We start from the raw sequence: 15,976 nt of genomic DNA on the forward strand, positions 1-15,976 counted from the left end.
CTTTTTTTGAGACCCCGAGCAAAGAAGCCGCTTTATGTTGTCCAGAACCCTGCTTTGCGTGGCGCTCGCCGCCGCATCCTCCGCCGTTTTCGCTGACACCGTCTGGTTGAAGAACGGCGACCGTCTTACCGGCACCATTCGCGTCTTCGACGGCGGCAAGCTGGTCCTCGAAACCGACTACGGCGGCACTATCCCGTTGGACTGGAAGAAGGTCGCCACGCTGGAAAGCGACCGTGAGCTGCTGATCAAGCAAGGCGACATCGACGGCGAACGGGCCAAGTCCCTGCAGCGTGCCGATGAAGGCAAGGTCATCCTGGCCAACGGCGAAGCGCCCAAGGAAGTAGAGTTGGCCAGCATCGAGCAGATCATGAAGCCCAAGCCCCTGGTTGAGGACCTGACCTGGACGGGCAACGTCGATCTGTCCCTGGATTACAAACGTGCGGAGAAGGACACCGACGACTACGACGTCGACTTCAACACCAAGGCCCGCCACGGCCGCTGGCGGCACAACGCCTCCGGCGAGTACAACCGTGAGTTCACCGACGACGTGAAGACCACGGACAACTGGGAAACCGAGTACGCCCTCGATCGCTTCATCACCGAGAAGTTCTTCTGGCAGGGTCGTGGCGAATACAAGCGCGACAAGATCGAAGAACTCGAGCGCCAGCGCACCCTGGGTACCGGCCCCGGTTACCAGTTCTGGGACGACGAACTGGGCGCGTTCTCCCTGGCCGGCCTGGTCAACCGCAGCGACTATCAGTTCTCCAATGGCGAGAAGGAGGACTTCTACTCCCTGAGTACCAAGTGGGACTACAACCGCTACCTGGTGGGCAAGACGGTAGAGCTCTTCACCACCGGTGAAATCGGCCGCCCCCTGGACAATACCGCCGACTATTCCCTGGATGCCGAAGTGGGCCTGCGTTACAAGCTGACCGACTGGGCCTCACTCAACATGAAGGCGGAGAAGGACCAGGTCAGCGGCGCCGACGGTGAAATCGACGAAACCCGCTACACCGTCGGATTCGGTGTCGGCTGGTAAAGGCGGCTCCACCAGCACCTGCGGGAGCGAATTGGCTCGCGTGCAATTTCGCTCCCGCGCGGTGTCCTCTCTCCAGGCGCTGGATTGCTTACACGCACGCGCCATTCTCGTACATCCGGGTCGTCGTCCCCTTGCTGGTATAAACTTAAAAGTCCAATATGGACAAATTGTTTATGTCTACTTTTCGGGAGCGTCCCCATGTCCAGCACCCCGCCCCTCGTCCTCCAGCAAGCTGAAACGCGCCACCTGCTCCAGCAGGTGGATGTGCATCAGGCGATGCGCCACATGTTCCTCGACCTCGCCGCTGGTGAAGCCGTGCAGCCTGAGCAGCAACTGGTGGAGTTCCCCAATGCGACCGGCGACTTCATCAATTACCTGGGCGTGCTGGCCAAGGACGGGGTCTATGGGGTCAAGACCTCGCCCTACATCAAGAAGCCCGATGGTGCCCTGGTCACCGCCTGGACTTTGCTGATGTCCATGGACAGCGGCCAGCCCTTGCTGCTCTGCGATGCCGGCGAGCTGACCACCGCGCGCACCGCCGCGACCACAGCGGTGGCGGTCGAATCCCTCGCGCCTGAGCAGGCACGCCGGCTGGCGGTGATCGGCAGCGGCCCCGTGGCCCGCGCCCACCTGCACTATGTGAAGGGGCTGCGCGACTGGCAGCGCATCGCGGTCTTCTCGCCGTCCCTGGCGGAAGAAGCGGATACCCAGGCGCAATGGCGCGCCCAGGACTCGCGCGTGGAAATCAGTGCCAACCTGGAAGACGCCGTGGCCGACGCCGACGTGGTGATGCTCTGCACCTCGTCCGCCGGTCCGGTGCTGGATCCTCGCCGCCTGGCCAAGCCGGCTCTGGTCACCTCTATCAGCACCAATGCCCCGCGTGCCCATGAAGTGCCACCGGAAACCCTGGGCGAGATGGAGGTCTATTGCGACTACCGCGCCACCACTCCGGGTTCTGCCGGGGAGATGCTGCTGGCGGCCGAGCGTCACGGCTGGAGCCGCGAGGCCATCCGTGGCGACCTGCCGGAGCTGGTCAGTGGCAAGGCACCGCGTCCGGACTACCGCCGCCCGGTATTCTTCCGCTCCATTGGTCTGGGCCTGGAAGACATGGCTCTGGCCAACGCCCTCTATCGTCTGCAACGCCAAGGCCAGTGAGGTGAACCCGATGACCCAGGTTGACTACATCATCATCGGCGCCGGTATCGCCGGCGCCTCCACCGGTTTCTGGCTGTCGCGCCATGGTCGCGTGCTGGTGCTGGAGCGCGAGGAACATGCGGGCTATCACTCCACCGGCCGTTCCGCCGCGCTCTATACCGTCGCTTATGGCACGCCCCAGGTGCGAGCCCTGACGGCTGCCAGTCGAGCCTTCTTCGATGCACCGCCCGAGGGCTTCAGCGAACATCCACTGCTGACGCCGCGCGGCGAGATGGTGGTGGATTTCACCGGGGATGCCGAGGAGCTGCAGCGCCAGTTCGACAGCGCACTGGAAAATGTCCCCGACATGCAGATGCTGACAGCGGACCAGGCCTGTGCCTTGGTGCCCGTGCTGCGCCGCGACAAGGTGCAAGGCGCCATGCTTGACCCCAGCGCTGCCGATATCGACACGGACGCCCTGCATCAGGGCTACCTGCGTGGCATTCGTCGCAACGGGGGTGAGGTGCGGCACAGCTGTGAAGTGACCGGCGTTCGTCGTGATGGTGAGCAGTGGCTGGTAGAGACTTCCCTGGGCAGCGTCCAGGCGCCCGTCCTGGTCAACGCCGCTGGCGCCTGGTGCGACCAGCTCGCGCAACTTGCCGACGTTCCACCGCTGGGCTTGCAGCCCAAGCGCCGCGCCGCGTTCATCTTCTCTCCACCGGAAGGCGTGGATGCCCACAAGTGGCCAGCCCTGGTGAGCCTGGACGAGTCCTTCTACTTCAAGCCCGACGCCGGGATGCTGCTGGGCTCGCCGGCCAACGCCGACCCGGTGGACCCCCACGACGTGCAGCCGGAAGAGCTGGACATTGCCCTCGGCATCTACCAGATCGAGGAACACACCAGCATGACCATCCGCCGCCCCGCGCGGGTCTGGGCGGGCTTGCGTTCCTTCTTCCCCGATGGTGACCTGGTGTCCGGCTACGACCGGCACACGCCGGGCTTCTATTGGGTAGCAGGGCAGGGCGGTTACGGCATCCAGACCTCCGCCGCCATGGGCGAGGCCAGCGCCTGCCTGATCCTGCGCCAGCCACTGCCGGAGCACCTGACGCAATTCGGCCTGACCGAAGCCATGCTGTCGCCCGCGCGGCTGGGGTGACGACGCGGGCGCTTTGCGCCACACTCGCTGCGCCGGGCCCCGCGCCCGGCGCCGATCTTTCCGCTCCAGGAGCCGCTCCATGACCCCCCGCCCAGATCTTGTCCTGGATAACTACCGAGCTGTTGCCGACGCCATTGCCACGTTGTTCTTTCCCCATGCCGAGGTGGTGCTGCACGACCTGCGTACGCAGAAGATCGACTACATCGCCAACAACATCTCCAAGCGCTGCGTGGGTGACGATGCCGCTCTGGAGGACATGCTCAGCGAGGACGTGGACGAGCGGACCATAGGCCCCTACGAGAAGCTCAACTGGGACGGCCAGAAGATCCGCTCCGTGAGCACCGTGCTGCGCGACGCCCAAGGCGCGCCGGTCGCCGTGCTCTGCATCAACCTGAACATCTCCATGTTCGAGGCGGCCAAGGCGGCCCTCGACCTGTTCCTCTCCTCCAGCAAGCTCATCCCCCAGCCCGATGCGCTGTTTCGCGATGACTGGCAAGAGCGCATCAACACCTTCCTGCACAACTGGCTGCGCCAGCGCCAACTTGGCCTCAACCTGCTGACCCGCGAGCACAAGCGCGAGCTGGTCCTGGCCCTGCATGCCGAAGGTGCCTTCAAGGGCAAGAGCGCCGCCAACTACGTGGCCAATGTCCTCAACATGGGGCGCGCCACGGTCTACAAGCACCTCAAGGAATTGAAGGAAGAGTCGGTCTAGCCCAGTGCTTCCTGTAAGGGCGAGTTCATTCGCCAAGCGGGCCGACGGTCTGCCAGTCCGTGCGTCACACCCGCAGCCGCCGCCTGAAGGCCCCCGGCGTTTCCCCGCATAGCTGCTTGAACAACTTGGCGAAGGTCGCCCTGTCGGCGTAGCCCACCTGAGCCGCTACCTGTTCCAGGGAGCGCGCCGGGTTGCGCATGGCCGTCTGTGCAGCGCTGATGCGCAGGCGCTGCATGTAGGCACTCGGGGTGAGGCCCGTGGCGGCCTTGAAGCGCCGCAACAGGGTGCGGCTCGAGCAGTGGGCGCGTTGCGCCAGGGCGTCAAGATCAAGAGGCTCGGACAGGTTGCGTTGCAACCAGAGCAGCAAGGGGCCGATCTGTGGGTCGTCGCTGCCGGCGGTCGGCAGCAACGGGGCGAAACGTGATTGGCGTCCGCGTTCCCTATCGAACACCATGGCGCCGGCTACCCGTTGCGCGAGCCAGTCGCCTCCATGCCAACCGATCAGGTGCAGGCAGAGGTCCAGTCCGGCCTGGGCGCCGCCCGAACAGAACAGGTTGCCGTCTTCGGTCAGCAAAGCGTCCGGTTCCAGGCGCACCTGTGGATAACGTTTGCGGAACGCTGGCGCCAGTGCCCAGTGAGTCGTAGCGCGGCGGCCGTCGAGCCGTCCCGAAGCGGCCAGCAGAAAGGCGCTGCTGCAGAGGCTGGCGAGTTGCTGCGTATCTGGCCGCGCGGCCAGCCAGGGCAGCAGTTCGTGGTTGGCGGCCAGCGTCTTCTCCACCGCGGGGCCGGTGGCGGTCAGCAGCACCAGGTCAGCCGACTCCGCCAGGGCCAGGTCACCGTCAACCCGCACCTCGGCCATGCCGATATCCACAGGTCGGCCGTCGCGACTGAAACGCTGCACCTGGAATAGGGGTTCCCCAGCCAACTGGTTCGCCAGGCGAAAGGCATCATCGGCAGTGGCCAGGCTGGAGCAGACAGTCTGCGGGCAAACGAAAAGGGCGACGCGGATCATCGGGCGAGCTCGCGATGGGGTTGGCGATTATTGACACAAAGTTGGCGATGGCGCCAATCGCCGTCTGGCCCATCCGGGTCAATACTTCAATGCATATCCGCCTACCGGAGTTGCCCATGGCTCACCCCAATGCCGAACTCATCACCCGCTTCTATCAGGCCTTTCAGCAGCTCGACGCCGAGACCATGGCGGCCTGCTACAGCCCCGATGTGCACTTCAGCGATCCTGTGTTCACTGACCTGAACGGCCAGGAGGCCGCTGATATGTGGCGCATGCTCGCCAGCCGCGCCCAGCAGTTCAGCCTCACCTTCGACAGCGTCGAGGCCGACGACCTCAGCGGTCGTGCCAACTGGGTGGCCACTTACCTGTTCAGCCAGACCGGGCGCATGGTGGAGAACCGTATCCAGGCCCGCTTCCTTTTCTCCGATGGCAAGATCATCGAACACCACGACAACTTCGACCTCTGGCGCTGGGCTCGCCAGGCTCTGGGCGCCAAGGGGACGCTGCTGGGCTGGTTGCCGCCGGTACAGAACGCCATCCGCAAGCAGGCCGCGCGGGGGCTGGCTGCCTACCGTACGGGGGCGCTGAAGGACTTGTCTTGAGGTGGTATGGCATTGCCTAATGCGGCGGCCTTCCAACAGGACCCCGCAATGCCCGAACACGTCGAAGCCGTCCCTGCTGCCAAGCCCTGGTTCGTCTACCTGGTACGTGCCGAAAACGGCGCCCTTTACTGCGGCATCAGCGACGACCCGCAGCGGCGTTTCGCCCAGCATCAGAGCGGCAAAGGCGCGCGCTTCTTCCATTCCAGCCCCGCGCAGGCCCTGGTGTTCGTCGAGGCCTGCGCCGACAAGGGCGAAGCCCTGCGTCGCGAGCGCGCCATCAAGCAGTTGCGCAAGGCGGCCAAGGAGCGCCTGGTAACACTCCATCCAGCAGGCTGATGCCGTCCCATCAGGCGCAGGGCATGGGCCACCCCGGTTGCGCCGGGTAAGCTGCGTTATCCACAGACCTGACGCGGAGACCGTCATGCACGAGCTGATCCTGCACCACTACCCGACTTCACCCTTCGCCGAGAAGGCCCGTCTGATGCTGGGCTTCAAGCAGCTGTCCTGGCGTTCGGTGATGATCCCGCCGGTGATGCCCAAGCCTGACCTCACCGCCCTCACCGGTGGCTATCGCAAGACACCGGTCCTGCAAGTGGGTGCCGATATTTACTGCGACACCGCGCTGATTGCACGCCGTCTGGATGCGGAGAAGGCGACGCCGGCGTTCTTCCCGGAAGGGCAGGAGCTCATCGTTGCCAGCTTCGCGCAGTGGGTGGATTCGGTGGTGTTCCAGCACGCCGTTTCCCTGGTGTTCCAGCCAGAGTCGGCGGCGCTGCGCTTCGGCAAGCTGCCGCCCGAAGCGGTGAAGGCCTTCATGGCTGACCGTGCCGGACTGTTCAGTGGCGGCAGCCTGACGCGCCTTCCCCTTGAGCAGGCCAAGCACAACTGGCCGGCGATCATGGCCCGTGCCGAACAGCAGCTTTCCCGCAGCGAGGGCGACTACCTGTTTGGCGAACCGTCCATCGCCGACTTCTCCCTGGCGCACTGCCTGTGGTTCCTCAAGGGCACTCCGGTGACTGCCCCGCTGGTGGACGATTACCCGGAGGTGGCTGCCTGGTTGGGGCGCGTGCTGGGCTTCGGCCATGGATCTGCGGGCGAAATGCTGTCGAGCGAGGCTGTGGAAATCGCCCGTAACGCCGAACCGACGGCCCTCCCGGTTGAAGACTTCTTCGACCCCAACGGTTTCGCAGCCGGCCAGAAGGTACTGGTGGCCGCCACCGATTACGGCGTCGATCCGGTGGAAGGCGAGCTGATGTTCGTGGGCCGCGAGGAAATCATTCTGCGCCGCCGGGACGAACGCGCCGGTGTCGTGCATGTGCACTTCCCGCGCCTGGGGTTCCGCATCGAAGCCCGTTGAGCCGGGGCGAACCGCTTTTCTGTAGGGGCGGATGAGTTCGCCCCTACAGGGATTCAGTCCTTGCGCCGTTTCAGCTGATCTTTGAGCTGCGTCGGCAACTGCCGGATGATCAGCATGTCACGGCCTTCGTCGTACTCGATCTTCGAACCCAGCAAGTGCGCTTCGAAGCTGATCGACAGGCCTTCGGCGCGACCGGTGAAGCGCTGGAACTGGCTCAAGGTGCGCTTGTCCGGCGGGATTTCCGGGGACAGGCCATAGTCCTTGTTGCGGATGTGCTCGTAGAAGGCGCGCGGACGGTCTTCGTCGATCAGGCCGGAAAGCTCGTCCAGGGTGATCGGCTCGCCCATCTTTGCCTGCGTCGTGGCGTAGTCGACCAGGGTTTTGGTCTTCTCGCGGGCCTGCTCTTCTGCAAGGTCCTCGCTTTCCACGAAATCGCTGAAGGCCTTGAGCAGGGTGCGGGTTTCGCTCGGCGGGTCGACGCCTTCCTGGCAGCCGATGAAGTCGCGGAAGTAATCCGAGACCTTCTTGCCGTTCTTGCCCTTGATGAAGGAGATGTACTGCTTCGACTGCTGGTTGTTCTTCCACTCGGATATGTTGATGCGCGCAGCCAGGTGCAACTGGCCCAGGTCCAGGTGCTTGGCCGGTGCCACTTCCAGCGAGTCGGTCACCGCCACGCCTTCGCTGTGGTGCAACAGGGCGATGGCCAGGTAGTCGGTCATGCCTTGCTGGTAGTGGGCGAACAGCACATGGCCGCCGGTGGAGAGATTGGACTCTTCCATCAGCTTCTGCAGGTGCTCGACCGCCTGGCGGCTGAAGGCAGTGAAATCGCGCGTTCCTTCCTGGTACTCCTTCAGCCAGCCGCTGAAGGGGTAGGCACCGGATTCCTCGTGGAAGAAGCCCCACGCCTTGCCTTGCTTGGCGTTGTAGCTCTCGTTGAGATCGGCCAGGAGGTTTTCCATCGCCTGGGATTCGCCCAGTTCGCTATCCCGGGCATGCAGCACGGCGGCGCTGCCGTCGGGCTTCTTGTCGATGAAGTGAACGATGCAGTGGCGGATGGGCATGGATCTTCGCTCTCAGGGGCACGTCCGGCGCGAGGAAGCGCCGGCAGTAAAAGTGCGCCAGTTTACCCGACCTGATCCACGTCTGCCTGCCGACTCTGCACGGCCTGCAGCCGTGCGATCACGTAGCGCAGGTGCACATGCAGGTCGTAGAGCTCATTGGAGTAGGACAGCGGCACTTCCACCTTGGCCAGGCGCTGCTCCAGCGTTTCCAGGTGCTCGATTTCGGCGGCGAGCTGTTCCGGCGGGGTGCCGCTGTCCAGTTTGCGGTCGATCTCGCGCAGGTACTTGTACCAACGGTAGATACGTGCGCGGATGCGCCAGCGGTAGATGGGGCCTACGGCCTTGGTCAGCGGGATCATGATCACCAGCAGCGGGATCAGCAGGATGATGTAGCGGTCGGCCAGGGAAGCGATGCGGAACGGTAGGTAGCGCTGCAGGATCGGCAGACCCTTCTCGTAGTAGTAATCCGCCTCGCTCAGGCTGGAGAGGGTTTGCGGTTTGGCGCTGGGGTAGGTGCCGGGCGGGTCCAGCAGGGTGCCGTTCTTCATTACCTCGCGGGCGGCTTCGAGAATCAGCGGCGTGAGCGAGGGATGGAACTCGTCATTGGCCACGAGGGTGGCGACCGGCGCCAGGGTGCGCATATCCCGCGAAGGGCTGTTGCTGGCCAGGTTGAGCAGGCCTTCGCCTACTTCCAACCTGGTCAGGTAGGGCAGGCGCGCGCGATAGGCTGCACTGCGGCGCAGGCTCACCAGATCCAGCTCGGGACTGGCGGCCAGGCGCTGCACAACGGCGCTTTCCGCCGGGCCGAGGAAGAAACCGGCGTCCAGTTCGCCGCCCAGCAGGGCGCTGGCCGCCGGGCTGCCGCTGATGGACTGCCACTGCGACGGGTAGCCTTCCGGGCTGATCTGGTTGGCGGCGAGGAGCGCATCGCTGACCGAGCGGGTGCCGCTGTTCGGTGCGCCGATGGCCACCCGCAGCTGCAGCAGGTCGGCCATGCTGTCGATCTCCAGCCCCTTGCGTTTGAACAGCCAGAGCGGCTCCTGGTACATCACGCCGAGGCCATGCAGGTGTTCGCGTTCCTTCGCGCTCAGGGTTCGTTCCTGGCCACTCTGCACCAGGGCGATTTCCACCTCGCCGCTCCGCAGTTTGGCCAGGTTGTCCAGCGAGCCGGTGCTGCGCACCAGCTCCAGCTCGAAGCCCTGTTTGGCCAGTTCTTCCTTGAGCTTCTCGCCGAAAGCGTTGTAACCGCCCGCGGGGCTGCCCGTGGCCAGCCGCGCATGCATGGGTGGCGGCGGCGCGACGAAGTAGAAGAGGGCGCCCACCAGGGCCGCCATCACCGGGATCAGCCAGAGGTTGGCCAGGAGCATGATCTTGATGTCGCGAAGGATGCGGTGCATGGAAGTCCTTGTCTGCAGCGAATGCTGGGAAGGATAGCGGCTCTGCGGTTGCCAGGCCGCGAAGGAAATGACAGGGTGGCCGGCAGTTCCGTTCCGTCACAGTGATTCCCGATGCGCATCCTCCACACGTCCGACTGGCACCTGGGCCAGCACTTCATGGGCAAGACCCGGCAAGCCGAGCACCAGGCTTTTTGCCAGTGGCTGATCGAACAGGTGCGCGAGCGCCAGGTGGATGCCGTGCTGATCGCCGGGGATGTGTTCGACACCGGCGCGCCGCCCAGCTATGCCCGCGAACAGTACAACCAGTTCATCGTCGAACTGCGCGACGCTGGCGCTAGCCTGGTGGTGCTCGGCGGTAATCACGACTCGGTAGCCATGCTCAGCGAAAGCCGCACCCTGCTGGCGCAGTTGGGTACCCGGGTGGTGCCGGCCGCAGGCGTTGATCTCGATCAGCAACTGCTGGTGCTGAAACGCCGCTCCGGCGAACCAGGGGCGATTCTCTGTGCCATTCCCTTCATCCGTCCGCGCGACGTGCTGCAGAGTCAGGCCGGGCAGAGCGCGGCGGACAAGCAACTGTCGCTGCAGCAGGCGATCCAGGACCACTACCAGCAGCTCTTTTTCCTGGCCCAGCAGCGTCGTACCGAGCTGGGCGGCGGCCTGCCTATCATCGCCACCGGCCACCTGACCACCGTGGGCGCCAGCGCCAGCGAGTCGGTGCGGGAAATCTACGTCGGCTCCCTGGAAGCCTTCCCTACCAGCGCCTTCCCGGCGGTGGACTACATCGCCCTCGGACATATCCACAGGCCGCAGAAGGTCGGCGGCCTGGAGCACATCCGCTATTGCGGCTCGCCCATCCCGCTGGCCTTCGACGAGGCCTCCCAGCAGAAGGAGGTGCTGTTGGTGGAGATGGACAGCATCGGGCTGCACAAGGTCGAGGCCCTGCAGGTACCACGTTTCCAGGCCCTGCATTCCCTGCGTGGCTCCCTGGCGGAACTGCCTGCGCAGCTGGCCGAGGTGGCACGTGAAGGCTCCCCGGATCGGCCGGTCTGGGTGGAAGTATTGGTGAACACGGACGACTACCTCAACGACCTGCAGGCGCGTTTGCTTGCGCTCTGTGAAGGCTTGCCCGTGGAGGTGCTGCGCATCCGCCGCGAGCGCGGCACAGCCCTGTCCGGCCTGCAGCGAGAAGCGCGGGAAACCCTCGATGAGTTCAATCCGGAAGAGGTCTTCCACAAGCGCCTGGCGACTGAAGAACTGGACGACACCCTGCGCAGCAATCTGTTGGGAATGCACCGGGAGGTGATGGCCGATCTGCGGGAGGGACAGGCATGAAAATCCTCAGCCTGCGCTTGAAGAACCTCAACTCGCTGAAGGGCGAGTGGAAGATCGACTTCACCGGTGAACCCTTCGCCGGCAACGGCCTGTTCGCCATTACCGGCCCCACCGGCGCCGGCAAGACCACGCTGCTCGATGCCATCTGCCTGGCCCTTTACCACCGCACGCCGCGCATGGGCACGGTGTCGGCCAGCATCAATGAGCTGATGACCCGACACACCGCTGACTGTCTGGCCGAGGTGGAATTCGAGGTGAAGGGCGTGGCTTACCGCGCCTTCTGGAGCCAGCGCCGCGCTCGCGACAAGGCCGATGGCGGTCTGCAGCCGCCCAAAGTCGAGTTGGCGCGGGTGCAGGACGGGGACATCCTTACCGACAAGATCAACGACAAGCTCAAGCTGACCGAGAGCCTGACCGGTCTCGATTTCGAGCGTTTCACCAAATCCATGCTGCTGGCCCAGGGCGGTTTTGCCGCCTTTCTCGAAGCCAATGCCAACCAGCGTGCGGAGCTGCTTGAAGAGCTGACCGGCACTGAAATCTACGGGCGCATTTCCCAGCGGGTTTTCGAGCGGACCCGTGAGGTGAGGGCAGGGCTGGACCAGTTGCGCGCCCGTGCTGAGGGCGTGGAGCTACTGAGCGATGAGCGTCGCGCTGCTCTGCAGCAGGAGGCAGAAACCCTTGCGAACGAAGCGCAGCATTTGCAGGCCCACCAGGTGGATCTGCAACGTCAGCGACAGTGGCACGATGAACTGGACAAAGCACTGACCCGCCAACAGGCTGCCGAGCAGCAGGGTCGTGTCGCCCGGGCTGCATTGGAACAGGCTCAGCCACAACTGGCACGGCTGGCCGCCAGTGAACCGGCCAACCGGCTGTTGCCGTTACACCGTGACTGGCAGCGGGCCCAGCAGCACTTGAATCAGGGCGAAAGCGAGTTGCGAGTGACTCGCCATGAACTGCAGGCGCTGGCCGAACGCATCCTCGACCAGCTCTGGCAGGGGGCTCAATTCGGCGAACAATGGGTACAGGCGCGCCAGGGCGCGCTCGAGGCGCTCCAGGCTGAGCGTGAGTCCCTGGAGAAGCGACTGTCCGAGCAGCCCCAGCGAGCGCGTCTGGGCGAGCATCTGGGCGCCTGGCGGGCTGAGCTTGGCGCGCTGGGCAGACGCCAGGATGAATCGGCCGAGTTGCGTCGCGTACAGACCGAACTGAAGCATCAGGGTGGAGTGCTGGAGGCTCGCTTCGAGCAGGCTCGCACGGCCCTGGAGAATGCCCGCGTCGAACAAGGCCAGGCCCAGCAGGGAGAGGCTGAGGCGCAGGTGCAGCTCGATGGGCTTCTAGGCGGACAGGACGACGCGGCGCTGCGTGTGCAGTGGCAGCAATTGCTGGAGCGTGGGCGCCAGCTGGAACGTCTGGAGCAGTTGTCACAGCAGCGCAGGCAGCTGGCCGAGCGGCAGTCCCGTGCCCGCGAGCAGCTGCAGCCACTGCAGGAGGAGCAGAAAGCCCTTAGCGAACAGCGCGACGGCCTGCGCCGCCGCTTCGCCGAACTCAAGCAGCAGATCGTCGACAAGGAAAAGCTCCTCGAACAGGAGCAGCGTATCCAGCAACTGGAGGCCTATCGCGCAGCCTTGCAGCCAGGTGAAGCGTGCCCCTTGTGCGGTTCCCATGACCATCCGGCCATAGCCGAATACCAGGCACTCAATCTTTCCGCCACCCAACAGGGGCTGCAGGACTGCAAGGTGGCCCAGGACGAGGTGCGTCAGCAGGGGGAAAACCTGAGCAATCGCCTGGCCGCCCTGGAGGCGCAGATCGCCCAGCTCAATGAATCCCTGCAGGGGGGCGAAGCGGAGCAGCGCGAGTTCGTCGAGCGCTGGCGTGAGTTGTGCCAGTCCCTGGTGCTGCAACTGCCTGATCTGACAGCCCTGCAGGCGGAACTGCAACGCCATGCCGAGAGGCTACAGGCGCTGCAGGAACGCCTGGCACAGCTGGATCAGCTCAAGGCAGCCCTCGCTCGCGCCCGCGACCTGCGCCAGCAACGCGATACGACTTTGCAAGATTGCAGCAGCCAGCTCGCTTTGCTGGAGAAAGACCAGGCCGGCTTGCGCCAGCAGGAACAGGCCACCGCCCTGCGGCTGGAACAACTCGATTGCCAGCAGCAGCAGGCCCGCGAGCAGTTGGCCGCCAGCCTGGCGCCGTTGGGCTACAGCCTGCCGACGGCGGGAGAAACCTGGCTGGCCGAGCGCGAAGCCGAGTGGCAGCAGTGGCAGCAGGACCAGGCCGCCAGCCAGCGACTGGAGGGCCAACTGCGCGATCAGCAACACGCACTGGAGATCGCTCGCGATCAGGCCCGCCTGTGGCTGGGGCGCTGGCAGGCATCCGGGCACACCGGGCAAGCACCTCTGGCGTCGGTGGACGATCCCCAGAGCGCACTGGCGGCAGCGCAGACCGAGCTGGACGCAGCCCAGCAACGGCTCAATCAGCTCAAGGGTACGGAGCGAAGTCAGGACCAGCGGGTCCACGAGGCTCGTCACCAGTTGCATCTGCAGCTGGATGCCTGGCGCCAAGGGCTGGGTGCCAGCCCCTTCCCGGACGAGGCGGCCTTCCTCGCCGCCGTGCTGGACGACGCGGAACGCAGCGCCCTGCAGGAGCTGCAGCAGCGCCTGAGTCGTGAGTTGGGGGATGCCGAAGTCTTGCTGGCAGATGCCCGCATCCAGGCCGAACGCCTCCAGGCAGCACCCCAGAGCGAACTGGACCGGGAGCGGCTGGAAGGGGAATGGCAGGCGCTGGGCGAACGCATGCGTGAGTCGAGCCAGCGCCAGGGCGAAATCCGTGCCCAGCTCAGCGGTGACGAGCAGCGCCGGCAGAACCAGCAGGCGCTGTTCGCCGACATCGCCCATCAGGAAGCCGAGTACGATCTCTGGCAGCGTTTCAACAGCCTGGTGGGGTCAGCCGACGGTGCCAAGTACCGCAAGTTCGCCCAGGGCTTGACCCTGGATCACTTGGTGCATCTGGCCAACTTGCAGCTGCAGCGTCTCCATGGCCGCTACCAGTTGGCGCGTCGTCAGGGGGGCGAGCTGGAGCTTGAGGTGGTGGATACCTGGCAGGCCGATGTCGTCCGCGACTGCAAGACCCTGTCCGGTGGCGAGAGCTTCCTGGTCAGTCTGGCCCTGGCGTTGGCACTGTCCGACCTGGTCAGCCACAAGACCAGCATCGATTCGCTGTTCCTCGATGAAGGCTTCGGCACCCTGGATGGCGAGACCCTGGAGATTGCCCTCGACGCCCTGGATGCGCTGAATGCCAGCGGCAAGATGATCGGCGTGATCAGCCACGTCGAAGCGCTGAAGGAGCGCATCCCGGTGCAGCTGAAGGTGCACAAGGGCGTCGGCATGGGCTACAGCCGGCTGGATGCGCGTTTCGCGGTTGGCTAGTGGTGGCAGGGCAGACCTGCGGCCTGCGTTCGCGGGCAAGCTCGCTCCTCCGGCTCCGTAGCCAGGTGAAATCCGGGGGAGGGCGCCGTCAGTTCGCAGATTGCGCCCGATTCACCAGCGCGCCTTGCGCCAGGCCTCGCGCTGTGCGGCGTCGAGGAAGGTCCAGGCGACGAAGCGGCTCTGCTTCTGGCCTTGGGCCATTTCCACCACCTGCACCTCCACGGCGTCGCTGCGGCGCAGACGGGCTTCCATGCCGGGCAGGTTGCCTCCCTTGGAAACCAGGCTGCTGAACCAGAGCACCTGGTCCTTGAACTGCAGGCTCTCGTCCACCATCCGCTGCAGGAAGCCAACTTCGCCACCGTCGCACCAGAGTTCCGCGCCCTGACCGCCGAAGTTCAGCACCGGCAGCTTGCGCTTGGGGTCGAGCTTGCCGAGGTTCTTCCACTTGCGCTGACTGCCGCGCGTGGCTTCGTCCAGGGAACTGTGGAAGGGCGGGTTGCACAGGGCCAAGTCGAAGCGCTCGCCCGGCGCGATCAGGCCCTTGAAGATGTTGCGTGGCTCGGCCTGCTGGCGCAGGTCGATGGCGTCACCGAGTTGGTTGGACTCGATGATGGCCTGGGCCGAGCCCAGTGCCGTGCGGTCGATGTCGGTGCCGGTGAAGTGCCAGCCATACTCGCTGTGGCCGATCAGCGGGTAGATGCAGTTGGCGCCGATACCGATGTCCAGCGCCTGGATGCCTTTGCCGCGCGGGATCTGCCCGCCATTGCCAGCGGCCAGCAGGTCGGCGAGGCCGTGCAGGTAGTCGGCGCGGCCGGGTATGGGCGGGCAGAGGTAACCAGCGGGAATGTCCCAGTGACGAATGCCGTAGAACTGCCGCAGCAGGGCACGGTTGAACACCTTGACCGCCTCCGGGTCGGCAAAATCGATGCTTTCCTTGCCGTAGGGGTTGGTGATAACGAAACGCGCCAGTTCCGGGCTGACCTGGATCAGCTGGGGAAAGTCATAGCGGCCCTGGTGGCGGTTGCGCGGATGCAACTGACCCTTGGCAGGCGCTGCAGTCGACTTGGCAGTGGCGGGGCGGGGACGCTTTGGCGGTTGCGGCATGGTGGCGGTATCGGCGGAGGAAAACGAGGAATTTTCCCACAAGAGGACGCCTCACGTCAGGAAAGGTGAAGGGCGCGGCCCAGGTAATCGAAGAACAGGCAATAGAGGGCAATCGGCAGTGGCAGGCCGAGGAGCGTGCCGATGAGGTAGTGGCGGAAGCGCACGCCGCTGAGGCTGAGCGCGTAGTTGAGCGCCGGAACCGTCTGGAACAGCATTCGCAACAACGTGATAACAGCCACCGGGCGTTCGTCGAGGTGAGCGAAAATACGCTTCGCCAGCCGGTTGTCCATGTCGCGCAGGACGCTGCCGCCCAGCCAACGGATGAGCAGAAAGGTGAAACAGCAAGAGAAGGTCGCCGCCAGGTAAGTGGCCAGCCCGCCCCAGAGGCGCCCCAGGGCCAGCACGGCGGCGGCGAGGAAAATCCAGCCGGGAATCTGGATCAGGTTACCCAGTGCGAACAGCAACGCAAAGAGCACCAGGCCCCTGACTTTGTGGGCCAGCAGCGTGTCGTGCAGGTATTGCAGGCTCAGGTGCTCGCGCATTCCGCTGAACTGGAACGCTGCCAGCAATAACCCGAGGAAAAGGGCTACCAGCAGCAGGCGACGGTACTTGTGCATTGTCCCAGCCCTTGGGGGAGTTCCCATCATT

The 15,976-nt window shown here is 64.9% G+C and carries 14 protein-coding genes; 9 read left to right on the forward strand and 5 right to left on the reverse strand.

The genetic code is table 11. The annotated features are described in order from the left end of the window. Positions 1–34 precede the first annotated feature (34 nt). The 4 genes from E8F20_RS22680 (at position 35) to E8F20_RS22695 (ending at position 4,041) form a co-directional block, all read left to right on the forward strand. Entirely contained in the window at positions 35–1,039 is a 1,005-nt protein-coding gene (locus tag E8F20_RS22680) for a DUF481 domain-containing protein (protein WP_280285754.1), read from the forward strand. A gap of 198 nt (positions 1,040–1,237) precedes the next feature. Beyond that, positions 1,238–2,194, forward strand: a complete 957-nt coding sequence (locus tag E8F20_RS22685; protein ID WP_280285755.1) for an ornithine cyclodeaminase family protein — start codon at positions 1,238–1,240, stop codon at positions 2,192–2,194. A gap of 10 nt (positions 2,195–2,204) precedes the next feature. Continuing rightward, positions 2,205–3,329 carry an FAD-binding oxidoreductase gene (locus E8F20_RS22690; RefSeq protein WP_280285756.1) on the forward strand — a complete coding sequence of 375 codons (1,125 nt, stop codon included), beginning with the start codon at positions 2,205–2,207 and terminating at the stop codon, positions 3,327–3,329. A gap of 79 nt (positions 3,330–3,408) precedes the next feature. Further along, positions 3,409–4,041, forward strand: coding sequence for a transcriptional regulator (locus E8F20_RS22695; protein ID WP_280285757.1), 633 nt, complete (start codon positions 3,409–3,411; stop codon positions 4,039–4,041). A 64-nt stretch (positions 4,042–4,105) separates the two neighbouring features. Here the strand turns inward: E8F20_RS22695 and E8F20_RS22700 are convergent, their stop codons facing one another. After that, a complete protein-coding gene (locus E8F20_RS22700; RefSeq protein ID WP_280285758.1) occupies positions 4,106–5,053 on the reverse strand; it encodes a helix-turn-helix domain-containing protein in 948 nt (315 codons plus the stop codon). Between the two features lie 116 nt (positions 5,054–5,169). Between E8F20_RS22700 and E8F20_RS22705 the strand changes: the two genes are divergently transcribed. The 3 genes from E8F20_RS22705 (at position 5,170) to E8F20_RS22715 (ending at position 7,012) form a co-directional block, all read left to right on the forward strand. Beyond that, positions 5,170–5,655, forward strand: coding sequence for a nuclear transport factor 2 family protein (locus tag E8F20_RS22705; RefSeq protein ID WP_280285759.1), 486 nt, complete (start codon positions 5,170–5,172; stop codon positions 5,653–5,655). Between the two features lie 48 nt (positions 5,656–5,703). Then, positions 5,704–5,991 (forward strand): GIY-YIG nuclease family protein, encoded by a 288-nt coding sequence (locus E8F20_RS22710; RefSeq protein ID WP_280285760.1) that lies wholly within the window; start codon positions 5,704–5,706, stop codon positions 5,989–5,991. A gap of 85 nt (positions 5,992–6,076) precedes the next feature. Next, positions 6,077–7,012: a glutathione S-transferase family protein gene (locus tag E8F20_RS22715; protein ID WP_280285761.1), complete on the forward strand. Its 936-nt coding sequence runs from the start codon at positions 6,077–6,079 to the stop codon at positions 7,010–7,012. Between the two features lie 53 nt (positions 7,013–7,065). Here E8F20_RS22715 and yejK read toward each other — a convergent pair whose 3' ends face one another. Beyond that, complete coding sequence (gene yejK / locus E8F20_RS22720) at positions 7,066–8,073, reverse strand: nucleoid-associated protein YejK (protein ID WP_280285762.1); 1,008 nt, start codon at positions 8,071–8,073, stop codon at positions 7,066–7,068. 62 nt (positions 8,074–8,135) lie between these two features. After that, positions 8,136–9,470 carry a TAXI family TRAP transporter solute-binding subunit gene (locus E8F20_RS22725; protein ID WP_280285763.1) on the reverse strand — a complete coding sequence of 445 codons (1,335 nt, stop codon included), beginning with the start codon at positions 9,468–9,470 and terminating at the stop codon, positions 8,136–8,138. Positions 9,471–9,581: 111 nt separating this feature from the next. On the opposite strand from E8F20_RS22725, the gene sbcD reads away from it, so the two are divergent. Together sbcD and E8F20_RS22735 are read left to right on the forward strand one after the other, a co-directional pair. After that, positions 9,582–10,802: an exonuclease subunit SbcD gene (gene sbcD / locus E8F20_RS22730; protein ID WP_280285764.1), complete on the forward strand. Its 1,221-nt coding sequence runs from the start codon at positions 9,582–9,584 to the stop codon at positions 10,800–10,802. Beyond that, entirely contained in the window at positions 10,799–14,224 is a 3,426-nt protein-coding gene (locus tag E8F20_RS22735; protein WP_280285765.1) for an AAA family ATPase, read from the forward strand. Before sbcD ends, E8F20_RS22735 begins: the two co-directional genes overlap by 4 nt. Before the next feature lie 111 nt (positions 14,225–14,335). Here E8F20_RS22735 and rlmF read toward each other — a convergent pair whose 3' ends face one another. Continuing rightward, positions 14,336–15,328, reverse strand: a complete 993-nt coding sequence (gene rlmF, locus E8F20_RS22740; RefSeq protein WP_280285766.1) for a 23S rRNA (adenine(1618)-N(6))-methyltransferase RlmF — start codon at positions 15,326–15,328, stop codon at positions 14,336–14,338. Between the two features lie 56 nt (positions 15,329–15,384). Next, a complete protein-coding gene (locus tag E8F20_RS22745; RefSeq protein ID WP_280285767.1) occupies positions 15,385–15,945 on the reverse strand; it encodes a VTT domain-containing protein in 561 nt (186 codons plus the stop codon). Between the last annotated feature and the right edge of the window lie 31 nt (positions 15,946–15,976).

It is taken from the genome of Pseudomonas sp. BN415 (assembly GCF_029871195.1).
Classification (GTDB): domain Bacteria; phylum Pseudomonadota; class Gammaproteobacteria; order Pseudomonadales; family Pseudomonadaceae; genus Metapseudomonas; species Metapseudomonas resinovorans.